Origin of the sequence: Pseudomonas sp. St290, assembly GCF_018325805.1 — a bacterium.
GTDB lineage: Bacteria > Pseudomonadota > Gammaproteobacteria > Pseudomonadales > Pseudomonadaceae > Aquipseudomonas > Aquipseudomonas bijieensis.
Genome location: NZ_AP014703.1, coordinates 161,474 through 187,496, shown reverse-complemented (window position 1 = coordinate 187,496; position 26,023 = coordinate 161,474). Strand labels below are relative to the sequence as shown.

25 protein-coding genes are annotated in these 26,023 nt (G+C 61.5%); 8 read left to right on the top strand and 17 right to left on the bottom strand.

All coding sequences use genetic code 11. The features are described 5' to 3' along the window. Positions 1–147 precede the first annotated feature (147 nt). From PBDP_RS00795 to PBDP_RS00785, 3 genes are all read right to left on the bottom strand, one after another. The gene (locus tag PBDP_RS00795) at positions 148–423 is read right to left on the bottom strand and encodes an HU family DNA-binding protein (RefSeq protein ID WP_060739802.1); all 276 of its coding nucleotides are present in this window, start codon (positions 421–423) and stop codon (positions 148–150) included. 191 nt (positions 424–614) lie between these two features. After that, entirely contained in the window at positions 615–1,763 is a 1,149-nt protein-coding gene (locus PBDP_RS00790) for an NAD(P)/FAD-dependent oxidoreductase (protein ID WP_163855884.1), read from the bottom strand. A 24-nt stretch (positions 1,764–1,787) separates the two neighbouring features. Continuing rightward, on the bottom strand, positions 1,788–1,955 hold the full coding sequence (locus tag PBDP_RS00785; RefSeq protein WP_003177199.1) for a rubredoxin: 168 nt from the start codon (positions 1,953–1,955) through the stop codon (positions 1,788–1,790). Positions 1,956–2,130: 175 nt separating this feature from the next. On the opposite strand from PBDP_RS00785, the gene PBDP_RS00780 reads away from it, so the two are divergent. Continuing rightward, complete coding sequence (locus tag PBDP_RS00780; RefSeq protein WP_116834299.1) at positions 2,131–2,694, top strand: chorismate--pyruvate lyase family protein; 564 nt, start codon at positions 2,131–2,133, stop codon at positions 2,692–2,694. Further along, positions 2,694–3,584 carry a 4-hydroxybenzoate octaprenyltransferase gene (ubiA, locus tag PBDP_RS00775; protein WP_109756533.1) on the top strand — a complete coding sequence of 297 codons (891 nt, stop codon included), beginning with the start codon at positions 2,694–2,696 and terminating at the stop codon, positions 3,582–3,584. The genes PBDP_RS00780 and ubiA overlap by 1 nt, the downstream gene beginning before the upstream one ends. Positions 3,585–3,779: 195 nt before the next feature. On the opposite strand, the gene PBDP_RS00770 is transcribed toward ubiA, so the two are convergent. Next, a complete protein-coding gene (locus PBDP_RS00770; RefSeq protein ID WP_212801695.1) occupies positions 3,780–4,157 on the bottom strand; it encodes a COG4315 family predicted lipoprotein in 378 nt (125 codons plus the stop codon). Between the two features lie 152 nt (positions 4,158–4,309). Between PBDP_RS00770 and phoB the strand changes: the two genes are divergently transcribed. From phoB to PBDP_RS00755, 3 genes are all read left to right on the top strand, one after another. Beyond that, on the top strand, positions 4,310–4,999 hold the full coding sequence (gene phoB, locus PBDP_RS00765) for a phosphate regulon transcriptional regulator PhoB (RefSeq protein ID WP_003177195.1): 690 nt from the start codon (positions 4,310–4,312) through the stop codon (positions 4,997–4,999). 81 nt (positions 5,000–5,080) lie between these two features. Then, positions 5,081–6,367, top strand: coding sequence for a phosphate regulon sensor histidine kinase PhoR (phoR, locus tag PBDP_RS00760; RefSeq protein ID WP_232201707.1), 1,287 nt, complete (start codon positions 5,081–5,083; stop codon positions 6,365–6,367). A 113-nt stretch (positions 6,368–6,480) separates the two neighbouring features. After that, positions 6,481–7,821, top strand: a complete 1,341-nt coding sequence (locus PBDP_RS00755; RefSeq protein ID WP_014335895.1) for a hemolysin family protein — start codon at positions 6,481–6,483, stop codon at positions 7,819–7,821. 149 nt (positions 7,822–7,970) lie between these two features. Here the strand turns inward: PBDP_RS00755 and PBDP_RS00750 are convergent, their stop codons facing one another. The 8 genes from PBDP_RS00750 to PBDP_RS00715 form a co-directional block, all read right to left on the bottom strand. Next, positions 7,971–8,867 (bottom strand): peptidoglycan DD-metalloendopeptidase family protein, encoded by an 897-nt coding sequence (locus PBDP_RS00750; protein ID WP_109756530.1) that lies wholly within the window; start codon positions 8,865–8,867, stop codon positions 7,971–7,973. A 228-nt stretch (positions 8,868–9,095) separates the two neighbouring features. Next, on the bottom strand, positions 9,096–10,019 hold the full coding sequence (locus tag PBDP_RS00745) for a response regulator (RefSeq protein ID WP_163855886.1): 924 nt from the start codon (positions 10,017–10,019) through the stop codon (positions 9,096–9,098). Between the two features lie 167 nt (positions 10,020–10,186). After that, positions 10,187–10,948, bottom strand: coding sequence for a phosphate signaling complex protein PhoU (gene phoU / locus PBDP_RS00740; RefSeq protein ID WP_109756528.1), 762 nt, complete (start codon positions 10,946–10,948; stop codon positions 10,187–10,189). Positions 10,949–11,045: 97 nt separating this feature from the next. Further along, a complete protein-coding gene (gene pstB, locus PBDP_RS00735; RefSeq protein WP_072411200.1) occupies positions 11,046–11,879 on the bottom strand; it encodes a phosphate ABC transporter ATP-binding protein PstB in 834 nt (277 codons plus the stop codon). Positions 11,880–12,047: 168 nt separating this feature from the next. After that, positions 12,048–13,718, bottom strand: coding sequence for a phosphate ABC transporter permease PstA (gene pstA / locus PBDP_RS00730; RefSeq protein ID WP_212801694.1), 1,671 nt, complete (start codon positions 13,716–13,718; stop codon positions 12,048–12,050). 15 nt (positions 13,719–13,733) lie between these two features. Further along, positions 13,734–15,767 (bottom strand): ABC transporter permease subunit, encoded by a 2,034-nt coding sequence (locus tag PBDP_RS00725; RefSeq protein WP_176689601.1) that lies wholly within the window; start codon positions 15,765–15,767, stop codon positions 13,734–13,736. A 414-nt stretch (positions 15,768–16,181) separates the two neighbouring features. Continuing rightward, positions 16,182–17,180 carry a phosphate ABC transporter substrate-binding protein PstS gene (locus PBDP_RS00720; protein WP_116833870.1) on the bottom strand — a complete coding sequence of 333 codons (999 nt, stop codon included), beginning with the start codon at positions 17,178–17,180 and terminating at the stop codon, positions 16,182–16,184. Between the two features lie 239 nt (positions 17,181–17,419). Beyond that, a complete protein-coding gene (locus PBDP_RS00715; RefSeq protein ID WP_212801693.1) occupies positions 17,420–18,718 on the bottom strand; it encodes an MFS transporter in 1,299 nt (432 codons plus the stop codon). Between the two features lie 377 nt (positions 18,719–19,095). Between PBDP_RS00715 and PBDP_RS00710 the strand changes: the two genes are divergently transcribed. Together PBDP_RS00710 and PBDP_RS00705 are read left to right on the top strand one after the other, a co-directional pair. Then, on the top strand, positions 19,096–19,500 hold the full coding sequence (locus PBDP_RS00710) for an acyl-CoA thioesterase (RefSeq protein WP_003177184.1): 405 nt from the start codon (positions 19,096–19,098) through the stop codon (positions 19,498–19,500). Positions 19,501–19,557: 57 nt separating this feature from the next. Further along, the gene (locus PBDP_RS00705) at positions 19,558–20,457 is read left to right on the top strand and encodes a D-hexose-6-phosphate mutarotase (protein ID WP_109756522.1); all 900 of its coding nucleotides are present in this window, start codon (positions 19,558–19,560) and stop codon (positions 20,455–20,457) included. A gap of 125 nt (positions 20,458–20,582) precedes the next feature. Here PBDP_RS00705 and PBDP_RS00700 read toward each other — a convergent pair whose 3' ends face one another. From PBDP_RS00700 to PBDP_RS00680, 5 genes are all read right to left on the bottom strand, one after another. Then, the gene (locus tag PBDP_RS00700) at positions 20,583–21,119 is read right to left on the bottom strand and encodes a DUF3299 domain-containing protein (protein ID WP_109756521.1); all 537 of its coding nucleotides are present in this window, start codon (positions 21,117–21,119) and stop codon (positions 20,583–20,585) included. An 89-nt stretch (positions 21,120–21,208) separates the two neighbouring features. After that, the gene (locus PBDP_RS00695; RefSeq protein WP_003187057.1) at positions 21,209–21,454 is read right to left on the bottom strand and encodes a GlsB/YeaQ/YmgE family stress response membrane protein; all 246 of its coding nucleotides are present in this window, start codon (positions 21,452–21,454) and stop codon (positions 21,209–21,211) included. A 103-nt stretch (positions 21,455–21,557) separates the two neighbouring features. Continuing rightward, complete coding sequence (locus PBDP_RS00690) at positions 21,558–22,643, bottom strand: 5-(carboxyamino)imidazole ribonucleotide synthase (protein WP_109756520.1); 1,086 nt, start codon at positions 22,641–22,643, stop codon at positions 21,558–21,560. A gap of 12 nt (positions 22,644–22,655) precedes the next feature. Further along, on the bottom strand, positions 22,656–23,147 hold the full coding sequence (purE, locus tag PBDP_RS00685) for a 5-(carboxyamino)imidazole ribonucleotide mutase (RefSeq protein ID WP_109756519.1): 492 nt from the start codon (positions 23,145–23,147) through the stop codon (positions 22,656–22,658). Positions 23,148–23,481: 334 nt separating this feature from the next. Continuing rightward, entirely contained in the window at positions 23,482–24,399 is a 918-nt protein-coding gene (locus PBDP_RS00680) for a LysR substrate-binding domain-containing protein (RefSeq protein WP_212801692.1), read from the bottom strand. Between the two features lie 183 nt (positions 24,400–24,582). On the opposite strand from PBDP_RS00680, the gene aspA reads away from it, so the two are divergent. Continuing rightward, entirely contained in the window at positions 24,583–26,007 is a 1,425-nt protein-coding gene (gene aspA / locus PBDP_RS00675; RefSeq protein WP_003196363.1) for an aspartate ammonia-lyase, read from the top strand. The last annotated feature ends 16 nt before the right edge of the window (positions 26,008–26,023 follow it).

Here is a 26,023-nt window from a genome sequence, read left to right as displayed (position 1 = left end):
TCGCCACGGATAATGGCCATCTAAGCCATCGCTGTCTCACCAAGCCTGGCCACAGCCAGCAACCCCGCAATAAAAAGGGCATCCCGATGAATCGGTATGCCCTTTTTGATTGCCGTTTTCTCCCCCTGACCGAGGTACTCGCAGCGATTATGGGTTGACGCTTTCTTTCAAGGACTTGCCTGGCTTAAAGGCAACGGTGTTACTGGCCTTGATTTTCACAGGCTCACCGGTCTGTGGGTTTTTGCCAGTGCGGGCGCCGCGGTGGCGTTGCAGGAAAGTGCCGAAGCCCACCAGCGTGACGCTGTCCTTGCGGTGCAAGGCGCCGGTGATTTCTTCGAGGACGGCGTTGAGGACGCGGTTGGCTTGTTCTTTGGTGAGGTCTGCTTTTTCCGCGATGGCGGCGGCGAGTTCTGGTTTACGCATGAATGAAGCCCCTTTGACGGTTTTTTTGTTGTTATGTCCGTGCTGTTCTCTTTGGAACAGCCCCTAAGGCGCCGCAGGCTCTACTCTGCGGCAGACGGGAGTGAGGATGGCACGGTGCCGAAAACGGCGCCAGTGTCCGGGCGACCTTTGTGGGACCAAAAGTAGGGTTTTTGCGACAGAACGACCAGTATTTACGCCAGCAGGGGTGGAAGTTCCTTGTTCAGCGCCAGTTTCTCCATCACCGCCGTGCCTGTCAGGGCGTACCCCAGCAGATTGCCTTGAGCGTCGCGACACAGCGCCTTAATGTCCGAGCCTTGCCCTTCGACGCTCCACACGCCCTCGCTGCCTCGCGGTGGTGGCGACACTACCAGTGGGCACACCGGGGTTTTCACGGTAATCGGCATGGCGCCGTAGCTGACGGCGGTCGGATTGCCAGCCAGGGTCTGGGCCAGAGCCCGGGCGCAGCTCATCAGCGGCATGACGTAGAGCAGGTTCAAGCCATCAACCTCTGCGCAATCACCCAGGGCGTAGATGTTGGCGTGGGAGGTTTTCAGGTGGCGGTCGACCACGACGCCGCGGTTGACCACCAGGCCGGCGGCCGCCGCCAGGTCGATGCGCGGGCGCAGGCCGATGGCCGAGACCACCAGGTCGCAGGCAATCACCTGGCCGTCGGACAGGTGCGCCTCCAGCCCGTCGGCGACCTTCTGCAAGCGGTTGAGCACTGGGCCCAGGTGGAAGCGCGCACCGAGGCTTTCCAGCCCGGCCTGGACCGCTGCGGCAGCGGTCGGGTGCAGCAGCGTCGGCATGACTTGCTCGCACGGCGCCACCAGTTGTACTTCGTAGCCGCCCAGGCTCAGGTCGTTGGCGAACTCGCAGCCAATCAGGCCGGCGCCGAGCAACAACACCCGGCGCTTGCCAGCAGCCGCGGCCCTGAAGCGTGCGTAGTCTTCCAGGTCGTTGATCGGGAAAATCAGCTCGGCGGCATCGCCCTGCACCGGCACCCGCACGGTTTCGGCACCCCAGGCCAGGATCAGGTCACGATAGTTCACCGCCTCTTCGCCAATCCACAGCCGTTTGTGGCCCGGATCGATGCCGCTGATACGGGTATGGGTGCGTATTTCGGCCTTGAGTTGCTCGGCCATGGCCCCCGGCTCGGCCATGCTCAAGCCGTCGGCATCCTTGTTTTTACCAAAGCCTGTGGAGAGCATCGGCTTGGAATACGAGCGACCGTCGTCCGCGGTGATCAGCAGCAACGGGGTTTCGCTGTCGAGCTTGCGAAACTCTCGGGCCAGGTTATAACCGGCCAGGCCCGTACCGACGATGACGACAGGTGCGCTCATGTTGCTCTCCATTTGATGAAACGATCAGTTGATTTCGATCATTTCGAAATCCATCTTGCCGACGCCGCAGTCCGGGCACAGCCAGTCTGCCGGTACGTCCTCCCAGCGGGTGCCGGGCGCGATGCCATCGTCAGGCCAGCCGTCAGCTTCGTTGTAGATCAGGCCGCAGACGATACATTGCCACTTCTTCATTCCAATACTTCCTCAAGATGTCAGGCCATGGCCGATATTTTCCGGCTCAGGGCCGTTTTGTACTGATCGCTTGCGACAGATGCAAGCACGATCGGAAGGCTACAGGCCGGGCCAGTCAAAACCAGCGACCGACATGGTAAGCTCGCGCCCTCCTTTGCTGCCATTCAAGACCTCTGTGCCGCATACAAATTCGATATTTCCTACACTCCAATGGCTGCCCCAGCACCTGCTGTCGCCGCGCCCCGATGCGCGCGTGCTCGACTGGCTGTTCGACGAAGGCTCCCTGACCCGACGCCTCACGCGCCTGTCGGACGGCCATTTCAGCGTGACGCCGCTGTTCGAAGGCTGGCAGCCATTGCGCGCCGACGAATGTGCCGCGCTGGACCTGGCCGAGGGCAGCGAGGGCTGGGTACGCGAGGTGTATCTGCGCGGTCGCGACCAGCCTTGGGTGTTCGCCCGCAGTGTGGCGGCGCGCAGCGCCTTGCAGGGCGACGGCTTGCAGATGGACGAACTGGGCAGCCGCTCCCTGGGGGAATTGCTGTTCTGCGACCAGGCGTTCCAGCGCCGGGCCATCGAGGTTTGCCATTATCCCGAGGCCGGGTTGCCGGAAGACGTCCGCGCCAGCGGGTTGTGGGGGCGCCGTTCGCGTTTCGATCGCGGTGCGTTGAGCGTGCTGGTGGCGGAAATCTTCCTGCCCCGCTTGTGGACTGTCGCCCGCGCCTATTCGGAGAATTTCTGATGTACGTGCAACTGCTCAAATCCTTGAATCGCCTGAATCCACGGGCGTGGGACTTCGTGCAATTGACCCGCATGGACAAGCCCATCGGCATTTACCTGCTGCTGTGGCCGACGTTGTGGGCGTTGTGGATTGCCGGGGAAGGTTCGCCGTCCATCGCCAACGTGGTGATTTTCGTCCTCGGCGTGGTGCTGACTCGCGCCGGTGGCTGCGTGATCAATGACTGGGCCGACCGCAAGGTGGACGGCCACGTCAAACGCACCGAGCAGCGCCCGCTGGTGAGCGGCAAGATCAGTTCGAAAGAGGCGCTGGTGTTCTTCGCCGTGTTGATGAGCGTGAGCTTCCTGCTGGTGCTGTGCACCAACGCCCCGACCATCCTGCTATCGCTCGGTGGCCTGGCGCTGGCGTTCAGCTACCCGTTCATGAAGCGCTATACCTACTACCCACAAGTGGTGCTGGGCGCGGCGTTCTCCTGGGGCATGCCGATGGCGTTCACCGCCGAAACCGGTCATCTGCCGGCCGCCGCCTGGTTGCTGTACATCGCCAACCTGCTGTGGACGGTGGGCTACGACACCTATTACGCGATGACCGACCGGGACGATGACCTGCGCATCGGCGTGAAATCCACGGCGATCCTGTTTGGCGACGCCGACCGGGTGATCATCCTGACGTTGCAAGGCCTGGCCTTGGGCTGCCTGCTGTTGGCCGGGTCGAAATTCCAGCTGGGTGGCTGGTTCCACCTGGGGCTGGTGGCCGCTGCCACGTGCTTCGCCTGGGAGTTCTGGTACACCCGTGGCCGGGACCGGATGCGCTGCTTCCAGGCGTTTTTGCATAACCACTGGGCCGGCTTGGCGATTTTCGTGGGAATTGTGCTGGATTACGCGTTGCGCTGAGGCCCATCGGTCTCCAAGCCGTTAACTTGTGGCGAGGGGATTTATCCCCGCTTGCTGTGGGAGCAAAGCTTGCTCGCGAACCAGGCGCCTCGATTTCTGAAAGACCGCAGCGCCTTCATCGCGGGCAAGCCTTGCTCCCACATCAATCCCCTCGCCACAAATGATCTGCGTTCACCTTGGTGAAGTCTGTCAATTCTACTTGGCGACGTGCCAGACGCCTCCTTTGCCGTCACCATTCTTATCGCCCGCCTTCTTGTCTTCAATGTAGGTATACAGCGGTTTGCCCTTGTAGGCCCACTGCTGCTTCGCATCGTCTTTACGTTCGATCACGGTCCAGTCGCCCGTAGGCTTGGCTGCGCCTTCAACCTTGAGCGGTGGCCAGTTCTTCGCGCATTGGTCATAGCACGCTGACTCGGTGCCTTTGTCCTTGTCAAACGTATACAAAGTCATGCCGTGGTGATCGGTCCACATGCCGCCTTCTTTCATCGCCGGTTCAGCCGCGAACGCCAATGCCGGCAACGCCAGGGCAGCCGCTACCGCCAGCGCCTGGATGGATTGGGTGAAGTAATTCATGGAAACCTTCTTTTGTGGTTGTCAGGATTCGGACTGAAAAGCTTAGTCCAGGATCCCCTTCACTGCCGCTCGAGGAAATAACTGTCACACGACTGCAATAATTCCGTTATCTAATGCGGCGCAAGACAGTTAAATGACAAGAGGATTACCCCATGGTTGGCAGGAGCATTCTGATCGTCGACGACGAGGCGCCCATCCGCGAGATGATCGCCGTTGCGTTGGAGATGGCCGGCTATGACTGCATGGAAGCAGAAAACTCTCAACAGGCCCATGCCATCATCGTCGACCGCAAGCCCGACCTGATCCTGCTGGACTGGATGCTGCCCGGCACGTCAGGCATCGAACTGGCGCGACGCCTCAAGCGCGATGAGCTGACCGGTGATATTCCGATCATCATGCTCACCGCCAAGGGCGAAGAGGACAACAAGATCCAGGGCCTGGAAGTGGGCGCCGACGACTACATCACCAAGCCGTTCTCCCCACGGGAGCTGGTGGCACGCCTGAAGGCCGTGCTGCGTCGTGCCGGACCGACCGACGGCGAAGCGCCCATCGAAGTCGGCGGCCTGCTGCTCGACCCCATCAGCCACCGCGTGACCATCGACGGCAAACCCGCCGAGATGGGCCCGACCGAATACCGCCTGCTGCAATTTTTCATGACTCACCAGGAACGTGCCTACACCCGCGGACAACTGCTGGACCAGGTCTGGGGCGGCAACGTCTATGTCGAGGAGCGCACCGTGGACGTGCATATCCGCCGCCTGCGCAAGGCCCTCGGCGATGCCTATGAAAATCTTGTACAAACCGTGCGCGGCACCGGTTATCGTTTTTCTACCAAGGCCTGATCCGAGCCCTTACCGCCCGACAAGCTGACAAGGACGCGCGCTCAATTGAATCAAAACTGGCATGGCACCCTGATTCGCCACATGTTGCTGCTGGTGACCGGCTGTTTGCTGATCGGCCTGATCAGCGGTTATTACGGCTGGAGCCTGGCCGCAGGCCTGGGGCTTTACCTGGCCTGGACCCTCAAGCAATTGCTGCGCCTGCATGAATGGCTGCGCCTGCACCAACCCGACGAAGCCCCGCCCGACGGCTATGGCCTGTGGGGTGAGGTGTTCGACAGCATCTACCATCTGCAACGGCGCGACCAACGCGTTCGCGGGCGCCTGCAGGCGGTGATCGACCGGGTCCAGGAGTCCACCGCCGCGCTGAAAGACGCGGTGATCATGCTCGACAGCGACGGCAACCTGGAGTGGTGGAACCGCGCCGCCGAGACCCTGCTGGGCCTCAAGACCCCACAGGACAGCGGCCAACCGGTGACCAACCTGGTGCGTCACCCGCGCTTCAAGGAGTATTTCGAGCAGGGTAATTACGCCGAGCCGCTGGAGATTCCTTCGCCGACCAATGATCGGCTGCGTATCCAGCTGTACATCACGCGCTACGGCAACAACGAGCACCTGATGCTGGTGCGCGACGTCACGCGTATCCATCAGTTGGAACAGATGCGCAAAGACTTCATCGCCAACGTTTCCCACGAACTGCGCACGCCATTGACGGTGATCTGCGGTTATCTGGAAACCCTGCTCGATAATGTCGAGGAGGTGAACCCGCGTTGGACCCGGGCCTTGCAGCAGATGCACCAGCAAAGCGGGCGCATGCAGACCCTGCTCAACGACTTGTTGCTGCTGGCGAAACTGGAGGCCACCGATTACCCGTCGGACAACCAGCCGGTGCCCATCGACGATCTGCTGCAAACCATTGTCGAAGATGCACAGGAACTGTCCGGCCCCAAGCAGCAGACCATTACCCTGGAAGCCGATCCGGCCGTGCAGCTCAAAGGCAGCGAGGCGGAACTGCGCAGTGCGTTCTCCAACCTGGTGTTCAACGCGGTCAAGTACACGCCGGAGCAAGGTCGGATCCATGTGCGCTGGTGGGGCGATGAGCAAGGCGCGCACCTGAGTGTGCGCGATTCGGGCATCGGCATCGACAGCAAGCACCTGCCGCGCCTGACCGAACGTTTCTACCGCGTCGACTCCAGCCGCAACTCCAATACCGGGGGCACAGGGTTGGGCCTGGCCATCGTCAAACACGTCCTGCTGCGCCATCGCGCCCGCATGGAAATCAGCAGCGTACCCGGCCATGGCAGCACCTTTACCTGCCATTTCGCCCCGGCCCAGGTGGTTCGCGCACGCCTCGCCCGCCCCGCTGATTGAGAGCGCCCCCTAGGCAATCGCCGAGCCAGCCGCTACATTGACTGACTTGTGCCTGCCTTTTCAGGCGCTCATTTCCAACTTCTACGACTATACGGAACCCGCAAAACTCCATCATGGACCCTTCCCCTGGCTTGTCCCTCGTTACACTCTTCGCCGAATTCGGCATGATTCTTTTTGCTCTGATCCTGGTTTTGCTCAACGGCTTTTTCGTTGCGGCGGAATTCGCCATGGTCAAGCTACGCTCGACCCGGGTCGAGGCCATTGCCGAGCAGAATGGCTGGCGCGGGCATATCCTGCGCACCGTCCACAGCCAGCTCGACGCTTACCTGTCGGCCTGTCAGCTGGGCATCACCCTGGCCTCCCTGGGCCTGGGCTGGGTCGGTGAGCCGGCGTTCGCCCATATCCTCGAACCGTTGCTGGGCGCGGTCGGCGTACAGTCGCCGGAAGTGATCAAGGGCGTGTCGTTCTTCACCGCGTTCTTCATCATTTCGTACCTGCACATCGTGGTCGGTGAGCTGGCACCCAAATCCTGGGCGATTCGCAAACCCGAGCTGCTGTCGCTGTGGACCGCCGTGCCGCTGTACCTGTTCTACTGGGCCATGTACCCGGCGATCTACCTGCTCAACGCCAGCGCCAACGCCATCCTGCGCATCGCCGGCCAAGGCGAGCCCGGCCCCCATCACGAACACCACTACAGCCGCGAAGAACTGAAGTTGATCCTGCACTCCAGCCGTGGCCAGGACCCCAGCGACCAGGGCATGCGCGTGCTGGCCTCGGCCGTGGAGATGGGCGAGCTGGAAGTGGTGGACTGGGCCAACTCCCGGGAAGACCTGGTGACGCTGGAGTTCAACGCGCCACTCAAGGAAATCCTGGCGATGTTCCGTCGCCACAAATTCAGCCGTTATCCGGTGTACGACAGTGAGCGCCAGGAGTTCGTCGGCCTGCTGCACATCAAGGACCTGCTGCTGGAACTGGCGGCCCTGGATCACATCCCCGAGTCGTTCAACCTGGCCGAACTGACCAGGCCGCTGGAGCGCGTATCGCGACACATGCCGCTGTCGCAGTTGCTTGAGCAGTTCCGCAAGGGCGGCTCGCACTTCGCCCTGGTCGAGGAAGCCGACGGCAACATCATCGGCTACCTGACCATGGAAGACGTGCTGGAAGTACTGGTGGGCGACATCCAGGACGAACACCGCAAGGCCGAACGCGGCATCCTGGCCTACCAGCCGGGCAAGCTGTTGGTACGTGGCGATACGCCGCTGTTCAAGGTCGAGCGCTTGCTGGGGATCGATCTGGACCACATCGAAGCCGAAACGCTGGCCGGGTTGGTCTATGAAACCCTCAAGCGCGTGCCGGAAGAGGAAGAAGTGCTGGAAGTCGAAGGCCTGCGGATCATCATCAAGAAGATGAAAGGACCGAAGATCATCCTGGCGAAGGTTTTGATGCTCGATTGAGCATCAACCGGCCCGCAAGAGGGCATAAACCCCTGTGGCGAGGGAGCTTGCTCCCGCTCGGCTGCGAAGCAGTCGTCGTTTTTGGGACCGCTTCGCGACCCAGCGGGAGCAAGCTCCCTCGCCACAAAAAGCCCCTCGAATCTCCAGAGTTACTGCTTGCCCAACGCAAAGTTGGGCAACTCTCCCACCGGTTGATTGAACTGGTAGGGAATCGATACCAGCCCCAATCCGGTATTGCGCTGCACCACGAAATGCAGGTGCGGGCCCGAACTGTTGCCGGTATTGCCCGACAACGCCAACGGCGTGCCCACTCCGACCCGCTGCCCTTCCCGTACGCTCACCGAGCCTTTCTGCAGGTGCAGGTAGACGCCCATCGTCCCGTCATCGTGCAGTACTCGCACGAAGTTGCCCGAAGGGTCGTCCCCGCGGCCGGTCTGCTGATTTTCAGTCTTGATCACCACGCCTCCGCGCGCCGCGATGATCGGCGTGCCTTCGGGCATGGCGATGTCCATGGCGTAGCGGTTCTTCGGGCCGTAATGGCTGTATTGGCCGTTGGCCCCCTGGCTGAGCCGGAACGGCCCGCCACGCCACGGCAGCGGGTACTGATAGGCCTGCGCCGTGCCGGCAGGGTCGCCCAAGGAATATTCGAACCGTGGGGTGTACACCAGGGGCCTGCCAGGCTGCGTGGCCGTGAGCAGCGCCAGGCGCAGGTTGCTGCGCGCCGGCAGCACCCGCCGAATCGGCCGGCTCGGCGCACCGATGACATTGCGCACCCCAGTGAAACTCAACTCGATCTCCACCGGCGCATACAAATCGTTGCGCACGAACACCGCATCCCCGCCCTTCTGCTTCTTGATATCAAGAAAGACCTGTCGCTCCAGGCGCTCGACCATGCGGTCGCGGAACACGAACACCTGAGCGCCCTTGCTGGGACGGTCACTGTAGGACACCACGCCATTGGCGTCGGTGGATTTGTAGATCGTCATGGCCATGGCCGAAGTGGAGGCCAGGACCAGACCGCAGGCGAACAGCAGGGGCGCGAGCATGGGCAAAGGTTCTGTCGAAAAATGAAGGCCTGCACAGCAGCCTAGCAGCTGGGATGGACCAGCGTAGTCGACGGATGTTTCAAAATGGGTTGGTGGGAGACCGATGGCCCCATCGCGAGCAGGCTCGCTCCCACAGTTGTCTCAGTGAGCATTGGATCTGCATTCAGCGCAGATCCAATGTGGGAGCGAGCCTGCTCGCGATGGCGGCCTGACAGGCGCCGCCGGGGATCAGGCGCCAGGCACGAAGTGCTTCTGCGCCGTACCGCGGGCGATCAGGCGGGAGATGTAGTCGAGTTTCTGCGGGTCTTTGTCGACGAAGCGGAACGTCAGTTGCAGCCATTCGCTGTCGGGCGTCTGTTCATGGGCGACGATGGCGTGCAGGTAGCCATTGAGACGAGCGGTTTCGGCGTTGTCGCCCTGCTCCATGTCCAGCACCGCGCCTTCGAGTACTTGCGGCAGGGTGTCGGAGCGCTTGACCACCAGCAGCGCTTCCTTGAGGCTCAAGGCCTTGATCACGCATTGCTGGGTGCCGCTGGACAGGCGCAACTGGCCTTGGCCACGGTTGGTCGTCGAAGCGGCGGCGGCCGGTGCCTTGACCGGCGGGCTGTTGAGCAAGCCACGAGCCGCAGCGGCTGGGGCCGGCGCAGGGGCGGCAGGCGCCGAAGCAACCGCCGCAACTGGAGCCTTACCGCCCGTCAGGGCGCTCAAGGAATCATTGCCGAACGCCGAGTTCATCTTGGTCGGGGCACTGTTCATCAGCGTGTCGAGCTTGCCGACCTTATGCAGGGCCTGCTTGACCTTGGTCAGCAACTGTTCGTTGGTGAATGGCTTGCTGACATAGCCGGAAACGCCGGCCTGGATCGCCTGGACGACGTTTTCCTTGTCGCCGCGGCTGGTGACCATCACGAACGGCATGCCCTTGAGGGTGTCCTGCTGGCGGCACCAGGTCAGCAGTTCCAGGCCGGACATTTCCGGCATTTCCCAATCGCACAGCACCAGGTCGAACGCCTCGCGAGCCAGCAGGGCCTGGGCTTTCTTGCCGTTCACCGCGTCTTCGATGCGCACGCCCGGGAAGTAGTTGCGCAGGCACTTCTTCACCAGGTCACGAATGAACGAAGCATCGTCCACGACCAACACACTGACCTTACTCATCCAGATACACCTCTAAAAAATCCCGGCAAGCATACCGCTTTTACTGATGGCACATTGCCAAAAAACCTTCAGTCACGCCGGGACTTTTCGTTCGCGGGGTGCTGCTGTCGATTAAAAAAAACCCAAAAAAAGCCCGACCAGAAGGCCGGGCGCTTTTCTTGGCAATCTTACTTATCGTCAGTTTCGCCCGGAACATTAGCGTTTTCGGACGGGGTGCCCTCAACTTCTTCCTTCATGCGCTTGAGCCCCAGATGCCGCACATCGGTACCGCGCACCAGATAAATGACAAGTTCCGAGATGTTGCGCGCATGATCGCCGATACGCTCCAGAGAACGCAGCACCCAGATAATGCTCAACACCCGCGAGATGGAACGCGGGTCTTCCATCATGTAGGTCGCCAGCTCGCGCAGGGCCGTCTTGTATTCGCGGTCGATGATCTTGTCGTACTGGGCCACCGACAGCGCCAGGTCGGCGTCGAAGCGGGCGAAGGCGTCCAGTGCATCGCGGACCATGTTGCGCACCTGGTCGCCAATGTGGCGAACCTCGACGTAACCGCGCGGCGCCTCGCCCTCTTCGCACAATTGGATGGCACGACGGGCGATCTTGGTGGCTTCGTCGCCGATCCGCTCAAGATCGATCACCGACTTGGAGATGCTGATGATCAGGCGCAGGTCAGAAGCAGCTGGCTGACGACGGGCCAGGATACGCAGGCACTCCTCGTCGATGTTGCGCTCCATCTGGTTGATCTGGTCATCGATTTCGCGCACCTGCTGGGCCAGGCCCGAATCGGCCTCGATCAGCGCGGTCACCGCGTCGTTGACCTGCTTTTCCACCAGCCCGCCCATGGCCAGCAAGTGACTGCGTACTTCCTCCAGCTCGGCGTTGAACTGTGCGGAAATGTGGTGAGTAAGGCCTTCCTTCGAAATCATCTTGTTCGCTCCGCGAAAGTTGCAAGCTTCAAGCTGCAAGCTTCAAGCAGTTAAATGTTGATCCTGATAGCACAGCGCGGCTATGCAGCCGCCTCGACTAGCCGTAACGACCGGTGATGTAGTCCTCGGTCTGTTTCTTGGCCGGATTGGTGAACAGCGTATCGGTATCGCCGAATTCCACCAGTTTGCCCATGTACATGAACGCGGTGTAGTCGGAAACCCGCGCAGCCTGTTGCATGTTGTGGGTCACGATGACGATGGTGAACTTGGACTTGAGCTCGTAGATCAGCTCTTCGACTTTCAGCGTCGAGATCGGGTCCAGGGCCGAGCAGGGCTCGTCGAGCAGCAGCACTTCCGGTTCTACGGCGATGGTGCGGGCGATCACCAGGCGTTGCTGCTGGCCGCCGGACAGACCGAGGGCCGATTCATGCAGGCGATCCTTGACCTCATCCCACAGTGCAGCGCCCTTGAGGGCCCATTCCACGGCTTCGTCGAGGATGCGCTTCTTGTTGATGCCCTGGATGCGCAAGCCGTAGACCACGTTCTCGTAGATGGTTTTCGGAAAGGGGTTGGGCTTCTGGAACACCATGCCTACGCGGCGACGCAGCTCGGCCACGTCTTCGCCCTTGCGGTAGATGTTGTTGCCATAGAGGTTGATTTCGCCTTCAACGCGGCAACCGTCAACCAGGTCGTTCATGCGGTTGAAGGTACGCAGCAAGGTGGACTTGCCGCAGCCCGACGGGCCGATGAACGCGGTGACGCGCTGTTTCGGGATGTTCAGGCTGACGTCATACAGCGCCTGCTTCTCGCCGTAAAACAGATTCAGGCCGGGCACTTCGATGGCCACGGTTTCCTGGGCCAGGTCCAGGCTCTGCTTGTCGCGGCCCAGGGCCGACATGTTGATGCCGTGTGTATGTGCTTCGTGTTGCATGGGAGGCTCCCTGTGCTAACAAATTCGGTTCGGTTGACCACTGAGTGGCCATGCCAATCTGTGTATTTGTGGGAGTGCGCCTGCTCGCGATTCAGACGACTCGGTTGGCGTTGAACCGAGGTGATGCCATCGCGAGCAGGCTCGCTCCCACAGAAAATCAATGTGTAATCAGCTATCCAGTGCCTTGTACTTCTCGCGCAGGTGATTACGGATCCATACCGCCGACAGGTTCAGTATCGCGATCACCAGCACCAGCAGCAGCGCCGTGGCGTACACCAGCGGCCGTGCCGCTTCGACGTTCGGGCTCTGGAAGCCCACGTCATAGATATGGAAGCCCAGGTGCATGATCTTCTGGTCCAAGTGCAGGTACGGGTAGTTGCCGTCCAGTGGCAGCGACGGGGCCAGTTTCACCACGCCCACCAGCATCAGCGGCGCCACTTCACCGGCGGCACGGGCCACGGCGAGGATCATCCCGGTCATCATCGCCGGGCTCGCCATCGGCAGGACGATTTTCCACAGGGTCTCGGCCTTGGTCGCGCCGAGGGCCAGGGAGCCTTCGCGCACGGTCCGCGGGATCCGCGCCAGGCCTTCCTCGGTGGCGACGATCACCACCGGCACCGCCAGCAGTGCCAGGGTCAGGGACGCCCAGAGCAGGCCCGGGGTACCGAAGGTCGGCGCCGGCAAGGCTTCAGGGAAGAACAGCCGGTCGACCGAACCACCCAGCACATAGACGAAGAAGCCCAAGCCAAACACACCGTAGACGATCGCCGGAACGCCGGCCAGGTTGTTCACCGCGATGCGGATCAGGCGGGTCATCGGCCCTTGGCGGGCGTATTCACGCAGATAAACAGCCGCCAGCACGCCGAACGGCGTCACGATCATCGCCATGATCAGGGTCATCATCACCGTGCCGAAAATAGCCGGGAAGATGCCGCCTTCGGTGTTGGCTTCACGGGGGTCGTCGCTGAGGAATTCCCAGACTTTGCTGAAATAGAAACCGACCTTGGTGAACGTACCCATGCCGTTCGGCTGGTAGGCGTGCACCACCTTGCCGATGCCGATCTCCACTTCCTTGCCGTTGGCATCGCGGGCAGTCAGGCTGTCGCGGTTGAATTGGGCGTGCAAGTCAGACAGGCGCGCTTCGATATCCTTGTAGCGGGCATTGAGTTCGGCGCGCTCGCTTTCCAGATCCGCTTGGGCGGCGGCATCGAGCTTGCCGTCCAGCTCCAGTTTGCGACCGTGCAGGCGGATGCGCTCAAGGCCGGCGTTGATTGCACCGATGTCGACTTTTTCCAGGGTCTTGAGCTCGGCGGCCAACTGGTTGACTCGCTGTACGCGAGCCTGCAGTTGCGGCCAGGCGGCCTCGCCTTCAGCGATGACCTTGCCGTCTTCCTTGACGTTGACCAGGTAGCCGTAGAAGTTGCCCCACTCACGACGCTCGATGGCCATCAACTCCGGCGGCGTGGTCTGGTTAGTCAGCCAGTCGCCGACGATCCAGGTGAAGTCGGTGCCGTTCAGGTCCCGGTTGCCGACCTTGATCAGTTCGCGGGTCATGAACTCGGGGCCTTCGTCCGGCACCGGCAAGCCGGCGCTTTTCAGGCGCTCGCGAGGCACTTCTTCTTTCTGCACGACTTCGCCGACCACCAGGTGCGCAGGCATGCCCGGCACGTTGTAGTTGGCGTGGATCAGGTCCGCCGGCCAGAAGTGGCCCAGGCCGCGCACAGCGATCACCGCCAGCAGGCCAATGGTCATGATGACCGCGATGGACACCGCGCCACCGCTGATCCAGACGCCGGGGGCGCCGCTCTTGAACCATCCTTTCAGGGAGTTCTGTTTCACAGACTTCTACCTTCCTTAAAGCGCCGAATATTTCTTGCGCAGACGCTGACGGATCAGCTCGGCGAGGGTGTTCATGACGAAGGTGAACAACAGCAGCACCAGTGCCGACAGGAACAGCACGCGGTAATGGCTGCCGCCGACTTCCGACTCAGGCATTTCCACCGCCACGTTGGCCGCCAGGGTGCGCAGGCCTTCGAACAGGTTCATTTCCATGACCGGCGTGTTACCGGTGGCCATCAGCACGATCATGGTCTCGCCCACCGCACGGCCCATGCCGATCATCAGCGCCGAGAAGATGCCGGGGCTGGCGGTGAGGATCACCACGCGGGTCATGGTCTGCCACGGCGTGGCACCGAGGGCCAGGGAGCCCAGGGTCAGGCCGCGGGGCACGCTGAACACCGCGTCTTCGGCGATGGAATAAATGTTCGGGATCACCGCAAAGCCCATCGCCAGGCCGACCACCAAGGCGTTGCGCTGGTCGTAGGTGATGCCCAGGTCATGGGAGATCCACATGCGCATGTCGCCGCCGAAGAACCAGGCTTCCATGTAGGGGCTCATGTACAGAGAGAGCCAGCCCACGAACAGGATTACCGGGATCAGCAGGGCGCTTTCCCAGCCGTCCGGAACCCTCAGGCGAATGGATTCCGGCAGGCGGCTGAAGGCGAAACCGGCGACCAGGATGCCGATTGGCAGCAACATCAGCAGGCTGAAGATGCCCGGCAAGTGCCCTTCGACGTACGGCGCCAGGAACAGGCCGGCGAAGAAACCGAGGATCACTGTCGGCATCGCTTCCATCAGCTCGATCACCGGCTTGACCTTGCGGCGCATGCCCGGGGCCATGAAATAAGCGGTGTAGATCGCCGCGGCAACCGCCAGCGGCGCGGCCAGCAGCATCGCGTAGAACGCCGCTTTCAAGGTACCGAAGGTCAGTGGCGAGAGGCTCAGCTTGGGTTCGAAGTCGGTGTTGGCGGCGGTTGATTGCCAGACGTACTTGGGTTCGTCGTAGTTTTCGTACCAGACCTTGCTCCACAACGCGCTCCACGAAACTTCCGGATGCGGGTTGTCCAGCGTCAGCGGTTGCAGCTTGCCGCCTTGTTCCACGATCAGGCGGTTCGCCCGGGGCGACATGCCGAACAGCCCCTGGCCGTCGACCACCTGGTCCACCAGCAGGGTGCGGTGGGCGGTGCTGTGGAACACGCCGAGCTTGCCGGCGGCGTCGAGGGCAACGAAACCTTTGCGGCGTTCTTCGGCGCTGATCTCGACGATCGGCGCGCTACCCATCTGGAAGGTACGAATCTGTTTGAAGCGCAACTCGCCATCCGGATCGCGCGCCATGAACCACTGGGCCAGGCCACCCTTGGAGTCGCCGATGATCAGCGAGATCCCGCCCACCAACTGAGTGACGGCGGTGACTTGGGCGTCGGCGTTCTCCAGCAGTTTGTAGCGGCCGTTGAGGCTCTTGTCCCGCAGGCTGAACACATCGGCCTGGGCACGCCCGTTGACCACATACAACCATTGCTGGCGTGGGTCGACGAAGATGTTTTTCACCGGCTCGGTCATCTGCGGCAGGTCGATGCGCGTCTGCTCGCTGGTGACCTCACCGGTCATCATGTTCTCTTCGCTGGTGAGCGACAGCACGTGCAGTTGGGCACCGCTGGAACCGGCCAGCAGCAGGGTCGAATCGGTGGCGTTGAGGCTGACATGTTCCAGGGCCGCGCCCTGTTCGTTCAACGTGATCGGCGTCTCGCCATAAGGGTATTCGACGGCGGGCGAGATGGTTTTCTTGCCGTCCGGGTAGGTGACTTTATAAGTGTGGCGGAACACCAAGGCCTGGCCGTTGGACAGACCGATTGCCACCAATGGGCTGCCGGGCTGGTCTTCGCCAATGGAGGTCACGCTGGCACCGGCCGGGATCGGCAGGTCGACACGGCGCAGTTCGGCACCGCTGCTGATATCGAAAAACAGTGCCTGGCCCTTGTCGGAAACCCGCATGGCGACTTGGTTCTGTTCTTCGATGGAGATCATCAGGGGTTTGCCGGCGTCTTGCATCCAGGCCGGAGTGATCGAATCCTTGGCGGTCAGGTCCGCACCCTGGAACAGAGGCAGCACCACGTAGGCCAGGAAGAAGAAGATCAACGTAATGGCGGCCAGGACGGCCAGGCCGCCAACCAGGACGTACCAGCGGGTCAGGCGATCCTTGAGCGCACGAATACGGCGCTTGCGTTGAAGCTCAGGCGTATTGAAGTCAATGCGCTTGGGAGGGGAAGTCGTAGTCATTGTGGAGTTGGCCAGATCATTCATGCGCACACCCTAGCGATCCTGTATGACAGAAAGATGACAGTGCAGTGACGCAACAAATCCGCCGCCGGAGGGAACCGGCAGCGGACAGGAAATTTGTCTGTGGGAGTGAACCGGCTATCGCGAGCAGGCTCGCTCCCACAAGGTCCGGGCTAGGCCGGATTATTACTTCTTGGCGACGTTGCCGCCTTCTTGCAGCCCCAGGTCAGCCAGTGCCTTGGCGGCGACTTTGGCAGGTACCGGGATGTAGCCGTCCTTGACCACGACTTCCTGGCCTTGCTTGGACAGGATCAGCTTCACGAACTCGGCTTCCAGCGGGGCCAGAGGCTTGTTCGGTGCCTTGTTGACGTAGACGTAGAGGAAACGCGACAGCGGGTACTTGCCGTTCAGGGCGTTTTCTTCAGTGTCTTCGATGAAGTCAGTGCTGCCTTTCTTGGCCAGGGCCACAGTCTTCACGCTGGCGGTCTTGTAGCCGATGCCCGAATAACCGATGCCGTTCAGCGAAGAGCTGATCGACTGCACGACCGAAGCCGAGCCTGGTTGTTCGTTGACGTTTGGCTTGTAGTCGCCTTTGCACAGGGCTTCTTCCTTGAAGTAGCCGTAGGTGCCGGATACCGAGTTACGACCGAACAGTTGCACTGGCTTGTTGGCCAGGTCGCCGGTCACACCCAGGTCACCCCAGGTTTTCACATCGGCTTTGGCGCCGCACAGACGAGTGGACGAGAAGATCGCGTCGACCTGTTCCATGGTCAGGTGCTGGATCGGGTTGTCCTTGTGCACGAATACCGCCAGGGCGTCCACGGCAACCGGGATAGCGGTTGGCTTGTAGCCGTATTTGGTTTCGAAGGCCTGCAGTTCGTTGTCCTTCATCTTGCGGCTCATCGGGCCCAGGTTGGCGGTGCCTTCGGTGAGTGCGGGCGGCGCGGTGGAGGAACCGGCGGCTTGAATCTGGATATTTACGTTCGGGTATTCTTTCTTGTAGTTCTCGGCCCACAAGGTCATCAGGTTCGCCAGGGTATCGGAGCCGACGCTGGACAGGTTGCCCGATACACCAGTGGTCTTGGTGTAGCTCGGGATCGCAGGGTCAACAGCGGCAACCGCGTTGGCAGTCGCAACGCCAGCAGCGACAAAAGTCATTGCCGCCATCAAACGCTTCAGTTTCATGCCTTACTCCTAGCAGATAGGGTGTGTTAAGTCGGCAAAGTATCGATAAGCCGTGTGAACACTCTATGGCTGAAATATGACAATTGGATGAAAGGCCAGCATTGAGTTTTGCAAGATGATTCATGCGGACCCAATCGCGAGCAAGCTCGCTCCCACAGGGGATTCGCGGTGAACGCAGCATCCATGTGGGAGCGAGCCTGCTCGCGATGAAGCCAGTGCAGTCAGTAAAAGATTCGGACCTAGCGCCCCTTCTTCCAGAGATAACCACCCACCACAATCCCGATCCCGCAGATGACCGCCACGTAATACGCCGGCCCCAGCGGGCTTTCCTTGAGCAGCAGGGTAACGATCATCGGGGTCAGGCCGCCGAAGATCGCATACGCCAGGTTGTAGGAGAACGACAGGCCACTGAAGCGCACCACCGCCGGGAATGCCTTGACCATGACATAAGGCACCGCGCCGATGGTGCCTACCAGCAACCCGCTCAGGGCATAGAGCGGGAACAGCCATTCGGGGTGGTCGAACAGGCTGTGGTAGAACGTCCACGAGGTAATCAGCAGCAAGGTGCTGCCGAACACAAAGACCCGACCGGCGCCAAAGCGGTCGGCCAGTACGCCGGAGCCGATGCAGCCAAAGCTCAGGAACACGATCGCCAGGCTGTTGGCCTGCAACGCGGTGGTCGGGCTGAAGTGGTACACCGTCTGCAGCACGGTCGGGGTCATCAGGATGATCACGATGATGCCGGCCGACAGCAACCAGGTCAGCAGCATCGAAATGGCAATGGCGCCACGATGATCACGCAGTACCGCCCGCAGCGGCACTTCCTCGGCCAGGGCCTTGCGCAGTTGCAGCTCGGCGAACACCGGGGTTTCGTGCAGCCAGCGACGCAGGTACACCGAAAACAGCCCGAACACACCGCCGAGCAGGAACGGAATGCGCCAGGCGTAATCGGCCACTTCCACCGGCGTATAGAGGCTGTTGATTGCGGTGGCGACCAGCGAACCCAGCAAAATCCCCGCCGTCAGGCCGCAGGTCAGCGTGCCACAGGCATAGCCGATGTGACGCGCCGGAACGTGTTCGGAAACGAATACCCAGGCGCCCGGCACTTCTCCGCCGATGGCCGCACCCTGGATCACCCGCATCAGCAAGAGCAGGATGGGTGCCCACATGCCGATCTGCGCATAAGTGGGCAACAGGCCCATGATCAGGGTCGGCACGGCCATCATGAAAATGCTCAGGGTGAACATTTTCTTGCGCCCCAGCAGGTCGCCGAAGTGGGCCATGATGATCCCGCCCAGCGGCCGGGCCAGGTAACCGGCGGCGAAAATGCCGAATGTCTGCATCAAACGCAGCCACTCGGGCATTTCGGCAGGGAAGAATAATTTGCCGACTACGGTGGCAAAGAACACGAAAATGATGAAATCGTAGAATTCCAGCGCACCGCCCAAGGCAGAAAGCGACAGGGTCTTGTAATCATTGCGGGTCAGTGGACGTGCCGGTTGTGCGGGCGTCGCCGTGCTCGAAGGCGCAGTGGTCATGGCAAGGGCTTCTCTTATAGTCGGTTCTGCAACCCTGAAGACACGGGTTGGGGGCCTGGGCAGGTCCGGCACGATAGCAAATTGTTCAAAAAAGCACATAGAGGCGCGTATTTGACAGTCGAAATCAGAACCGAGTGGTCGTCTCGACGTCTATCGCCCGATATACTCGCAACCTTGCAGTACTCTGTAAGGGGTTGCTGTGCGAAAACGTCGTTGGGGGAGTAGTACCAGAACCAGCCGGTTTCGCAGAGTTTCCCTTTGGCACGCCTTTACGAAAAACGTGACGAACGCAGCATGTTCGGGCTGAATCGTTTTTTACAAAGACGGCTATTCACCTGAAGCACAAGACAGCGTTACGGGTCAGAGGCACCCCCGGCATGATAGAACTCGAACAAGAAGATCCAATCCCGCAAGGCGACCTGGCCCTGCAAATCACCGCGCTCCCTCGCGAGACCAACGGCTTTGGCGATATTTTCGGCGGCTGGCTGGTGTCCCAGATGGACCTGGCCGGCACCGCCATGGCCAGCAAAGTGGCTGGCGGACGCGTGGCCACCGTGGCGATCGATCGCATGGCGTTCCTGGTACCGGTGGCGGTGGGTGCGCAGCTGTCCTTTTATACCCAGGCGCTGGAAATCGGCCGCAGCTCGATCCAGATGATGGTCGAGGTCTGGAGCGACGACCCGCTGTCCAGTGAGTGGCGCAAGGTGACCGAGGCGGTATTTGTCTTCGTCGCCATCGACGGCAGCGGTCGCACCCGCTCGGTTCCGCCGCGCGCTCGTTAAACACCACGGCCGTTTTGCGGTCCATTGCAGTCCCTGTTCTCGAGCGAGATTTGCAACATGCCTACGCCCAACGTCGAAGCCGTCAAACTGGATGAACTCAATGCCTGGCGCATCCGCCACGGTCAGGCCGAGTTGCTGGTGGCCCAACAAGGCGCGCATATCCTCAGCTATCAAGTGGACGGCCAGCCGCCGCTGATCTGGCTCAACGACCAGGCCACGTTCAAGACCGGCAAGAGCATCCGTGCGGGCGTGCCGGTGTGCTGGCCATGGTTCGGCAACCTGACGCGCAACCCCGACAGCGTACAAGCCATGCGCGTGAGCAACGATCCAGCCACCGCCCATGGCCTGGTGCGGGCGATGGACTGGGAGTTGAAGGGCATCGAAACCGAAGGCGAGAGCCTGAAGGTGGAATTTGTGCTGCCCTATCCCGAGAACGGTCTCTCGGGCTGGCCGCACCAGGTGGACCTGACGCTGACTATCGTGATGGACGAGCAGTTGCACATCCACCTCACCAGCCATAACCGTGGCAGCGAAACCGTCAGCCTTAGCCAGGCGCTGCACAGCTATTTCGCCGTGAGCGACGTGCGCAACGTGCAGGTCGAAGGGGTGGATGGCTTGAGCTACATCGAGACCCTGGACGACTGGAACACCCATACCCAGGCCGGCAACCTGCACTTTGCCGGCGAAACCGACCGCATCTACCTCGATACCCCGCCGACGCTGAGCATCCTTGACCCGCACTGGGAACGGCGGATCGAACTGACCAGCAGCGGTTCGCGCTCGGCGGTGATCTGGAACCCCTGGACCGAACGCGCCAAGGCCTTCAGCGACATGGCCGACGATGGCTGGCAGCGCATGTTGTGCATCGAGACAGCGAATGTAATGGACGATGTGGTGACGTTGTTGCCACAGGCCAGTCATACCCTGGGCGTGAGCATCGGTAGCAAGCCGCTCTAAGCCACACCACAAATCCCTTGTGGGAGCGAGCCTGCTCGCGATAGCGCTGCACCAGTCAATGCAGATGTCGACTGTCAGCCCGCTATCGCGAGCAGGCTCGCTCCCACAGTGGAACTACACTGGCGCTACAGATCCGCCTCCTGCACCACCCTCACCTTCTCCGCATCCAGCGCATACGCCGCACTCGCCAGATCGTTGTCGACCTTTTCGATCTTCAACGTGCCCGTTACCCAGAGCGGCGTATAGATGTCGTCCAGCTTCAAGCCCTTGGGATAGCGCACCAACACCAATTGATTAGGCGGCGGTGGCGGGACGTGGATGCAGGCGCCAGGGTAAGGCACCAGGAAGAACAGCGTGCTACGGCCCTTGGCATCACTTTCCAGGGGCACCGGGTAACCGCCGATACGAATGTGCTTGTCATTCATCGACGCCACGGTCTTGGTCGAATACATCACCGCCGGCAAGCCCTTGCTCTGCTTCAGGCCGCCTTTTTCGGTGAAGGTGCCGTTGGCTTCCGGGGAGTTGTGGTCGATCTCGGGCATGGCCTCGAGGGCTTTCTGGTCCGACTTGGGCATCAGTTCGAGCCAGTCGGTTTCCGGCAGTTCGGCAGCATGGGCCAGGCCACTGCCCAGCAAAAGAAGGGTCAACACTAGACGGCGCATGAAAGGGCTCGGCAATGAGTAGGAAGTGCATCGCCGGGCATTCTAGCCCCCTCTGCGCGCCACGCAGAGAGGGCTTTGTCGCATTTGAATCAGTTTCTTTTGATCAGGCCGTAGATCACCAGCAACACAATCGCGCCCACCAGGGCACCGATGAAGCCCGCGCCTTGACCGGCCTGGTAGATGCCCAGGGCCTGGCCACCGTAAGTGGCTGCCAACGAACCGCCGATACCGAGCAGGATGGTCATGATCCAGCCCATGCTGTCATCGCCTGGTTTCAGGAAGCGTGCCAGCAGGCCAACGATCAAGCCGATAAAAATGGTTCCGATGATTCCCATGGCATTTCCCTCTGGTTGGATAGCTATGGCCAAAGCCTAGTCAGACTTTGGCACTTAGCCATGAGAGAGATTAGCCGACGAATGGTTCCACCGTCGTTCCAGATTATTGTTCGGCGATCAGCGTCTCGACCTTGATGATCTGCTGAGCCAGCGTGGCCCGGTCAGCGCAGCGCAGGTTGGCGTGACCGACCTTGCGTCCGGCCTTGAACGCCTTGCCATAGTGGTGCAAATGGCAGTCAGCGATCGCCAGGACTTTCTCGCTATCCGGGACCTTGCCGATGAAGTTGAGCATTGCGCTCTCACCGACCTTGGCGGTCGACCCCAGCGGCAGCCCGGCCACCGCCCGCAGGTGGTTTTCGAACTGGCTGCACTCGGCGCCTTCGGTGGTCCAGTGCCCGGAATTGTGTACCCGAGGCGCGATTTCGTTGGCCTTGAGGCCGCCGTCCACTTCAAAGAACTCGAACGCCATCACGCCGACATAATCGAGCTGCTTGAGCACCCGGCTGGAGTAGTCCTCGGCCAGGGCCTGCAACGGATGGTCGGTGCTGGCGACGGACAGCTTGAGGATGCCGTCCTTGTGGGTGTTGTGCACCAGCGGGTAGAAGCGGATTTCACCGTCACGGGCCCGCACGGCGATCAGCGAGACTTCGCCGGTGAACGGCACGAAGCCTTCCAGCAGGCAGCCCACACTACCGAGCTCGGCAAAGGTACCGGCCACGTCTTCAGGGGTGCGCAGGACTTTCTGGCCCTTGCCGTCGTAACCCAAAGTGCGGGTCTTGAGCACGGCCGGCAGGCCGATGGCGGCAACGGCGGCGTCCAGGTCGGCCTGGGATTGAATGTCGGCGAAGGCCGGCGTGGGGATGCCCAGGTCCTTGAACATGTTTTTTTCGAACCAGCGGTCGCGGGCGATGCGCAAGGCTTCGGCACTCGGGTAGACCGGGACGAACTGGGACAGGAAGGCCACGGTTTCGGCCGGGACGCTTTCGAACTCGAAGGTCACCAGGTCGACCTCATCGGCCAATTGGCGCAGGTGATCCTGATCGCCGTAGTCGGCCCGCAGGTGTTCACCCAGTGCCGCGGCGCAGGCGTCCGGCGCCGGATCCAGGAAAGCGAAGTTCATCCCCAGCGGCGTACCCGCCAGGGCCAACATGCGACCCAACTGGCCGCCACCGATTACACCGATCTTCATTCGTCAACAACCTCAGGCAATACGTGGGTCTGGATTGTCCAGGACACTGTCTGTCTGTTCAGCGCGGAATTTTTTCAGCACGGTATGAAATTCTGGATGCTTGGCGCCCAGGATGCTTGCCGACAGCAGGGCCGCGTTGATCGCACCGGCCTTGCCGATGGCCAGGGTAGCGACCGGGATGCCGGCCGGCATCTGCACGATCGACAGCAGCGAATCGACGCCCGAGAGCATCGAAGACTGGACCGGCACGCCCAGCACCGGCAGGTGGGTCTTGGCCGCACACATGCCAGGCAAATGGGCGGCGCCACCGGCACCGGCGATGATCACCTCGATGCCACGCGCCTCGGCCTCTTCGGCGTACTGGAACAGCAGGTCCGGGGTACGGTGGGCGGAGACCACTTTCACCTCGTAAGGGATGCCGAGCTTTTCCAGCATATCGGCGGTGTGGCTAAGGGTGGACCAATCGGACTTGGAGCCCATGATCACGCCAACCAGTGCACTCATCGTCGTGCCTCTTCTCTCTGGGCGCCCGCAGGCGCGTCAAAAAACAACAAGCCACGCAGGAAACCGGCGTGGCTTGTTGTACGAATTATGGCCGGGTGAACCGACCGAAGGCCGGGCAGTATACCGAAAATGGTGCGTTAAACGCACTTTCGCCGACCATCTGTCATTTGCGGTGAAACGGCGGATTTATTGACCTGCAGGTCAGCGAACCATCAGCGCAAATCCACTGTGGGAGCGGGCTTGCTCGCGAAGGCGGTGTGTCAGTTCAGAAGGTGGCGACTGACACACCGCCTTCGCGAGCAAGCCCGCTCCCACAAGGGGTTCTGCGTTGTTTTCAGGATCCGATGGCGTTCTGCGCCACACCACCCTCAAGCTTGCGCCACAACAACCGCACATTGGCCTTGCGCACCAGGGCGCAGCGGTACAGGCGGATCTCCAACGGCACGTGCCATTGCGGGCCGCCGCAGATCACCAGCTCCCCCCGGGCCAGTTCGGCGCGTACGCTCAGGTGCGGCACCCAGGCGATGCCCAAGCCTTCCAGAGCCATGCTTTTCAGGCTGTCGGCCATGGCCGTCTCGTAGACCGTGGTAAAACGCAGGGCTCGCTGGCGCAGCAACTGGTTGACCGAACGCCCGAGGAACGCCCCGGCACTGTAGGCCAGCAACGGCACACTGGCCTCACCTTCAAGGTCGAACAGCGGGTTGCCGTTGGCATCGGCGGCGCACACCGGGAGCATCTCGGTCTGACCCAGATGCAGCGACGGGAAGATCTCCGGGTCCATCTGCATGGCCGAATCCGGATCGTAGAAGGCCAGCATCAGGTCGCAGCCCCCCTCACGCAGGGCGTGGACGGCGTCGCCCACGTTGGTCGCCACCAGCCGCGTGGCAATGTTCATCCCCTCGTTGCGCAATTGCGCGATCCAGCGCGGGAAAAATCCCAGCGCCAGGGAGTGGGCGGCGGCCACTTGAATGACTTCGCCCTGTCCGCCTTCCAGATGATGCAAATGGCGCAGCACTTCACCCAGTTGCTCGACCACCGTGCGCGCCGTCACCAGGAACAACTGCCCCGCCGCCGTCAGCTCGACGGGCGTACGCGAACGGTTGACCAGGGTCAGTCCCAGCGCCGCCTCCAGGCTACGGATTCGCCGACTGAACGCCGGCTGCGTCACGAAGCGCCGCTCGGCCGCCTGGGAAAAACTACGGGTAGCGGCCAGGGCACTGAAGTCCTCAAGCCATTTGCTTTCAAGATTCATCCCACCACCCTCCCTTAAACGCACCAAAACAGGTCACACGTTCGCCGCGCCGCCGGCGTCACACCGGCATTATGCCGAATATGCATAGCCCAGTGTTTAACAGCATTGGCCCTAATTTTTCCCAGAGCCTAGGATTCGCAGCGTTCCGGCTCAGACCGGGTCCTTATCGAGATGATTTCTATCATGTCCTCCGCTGCATCATTCCGCACAGAAAAAGACCTGCTTGGCGTACTCGAAGTACCGGCGCAAGCGTATTACGGCATCCAGACCCTGCGAGCGGTAAACAACTTCCGTCTCTCCGGTGTCCCGATCTCGCATTACCCCAAGCTGGTGGTCGGCCTGGCCATGGTCAAACAGGCCGCCGCTGACGCCAACCGTGAACTGGGCCAGCTCAGCGAAGCCAAGCACGCAGCCATCAGTGAAGCCTGTGCACGATTGATCCGCGGCGATTTCCACGAAGAATTCGTGGTGGACATGATTCAGGGCGGCGCCGGCACGTCGACCAACATGAATGCCAACGAAGTCATCGCCAACATCGCGCTGGAGGCCATGGGCCACCAGAAAGGCGAGTACCAATACCTGCACCCCAACAACGACGTGAACATGGCGCAGTCCACCAACGACGCCTACCCGACTGCGATCCGCCTGGGTCTGCTGCTGGGCCACGACGCCTTGCTGGCCAGCCTCGACAGCCTGATCCAGGCGTTCGCGGCCAAGGGTGAAGAATTCAGCCATGTCCTGAAAATGGGCCGCACCCAGCTGCAAGACGCTGTGCCGATGACCCTCGGCCAGGAATTCCGCGCCTTCGCCACCACCCTGAGCGAAGACCTGGCACGCCTGAAAACCCTGGCGCCTGAGTTGCTCACCGAAGTGAACCTGGGCGGCACCGCCATCGGCACCGGCATCAACGCCGACCCGCGCTACCAGGCCCTGGCCGTGCAGCGCCTGGCAACCATCAGCGGCCAACCGCTGGTCCCGGCCGCCGACCTGATCGAAGCCACCTCCGACATGGGCGCCTTCGTGCTGTTCTCCGGCATGCTCAAGCGCACCGCGGTCAAGCTGTCGAAGATCTGCAACGACCTGCGCCTGCTGTCCAGCGGCCCACGCACCGGCATCAACGAAATCAACCTGCCGGCCCGTCAGCCAGGCAGCTCGATCATGCCCGGCAAGGTCAACCCGGTGATCCCGGAAGCGGTCAACCAGGTGGCGTTCCAGATCATCGGCAACGACCTGGCCCTGACCATCGCGGCCGAAGGCGGCCAACTGCAACTGAACGTGATGGAACCGCTGATCGCCTTCAAGATCTTCGACTCGATCCGCCTGCTGCAACGGGCCATGGACATGTTGCGCGAGCACTGCATCGTCGGCATCACCGCCAACGAAGCGCGCTGCCGCGAACTGGTCGAGCACTCGATCGGCCTGGTCACCGCCCTGAACCCATACATTGGCTATGAAAACGCCACCCGCATCGCCCGCGTTGCCCTGGAAAGTGGCCGCGGCGTGCTGGAACTGGTGCGCGAAGAAGGCTTGCTCGACGACGCCATGCTCGACGACATCCTGCGCCCGGAAAACATGATCGCTCCGCGTCTGGTCCCGCTCAAAGCGTGATCGACACGAGCACCGC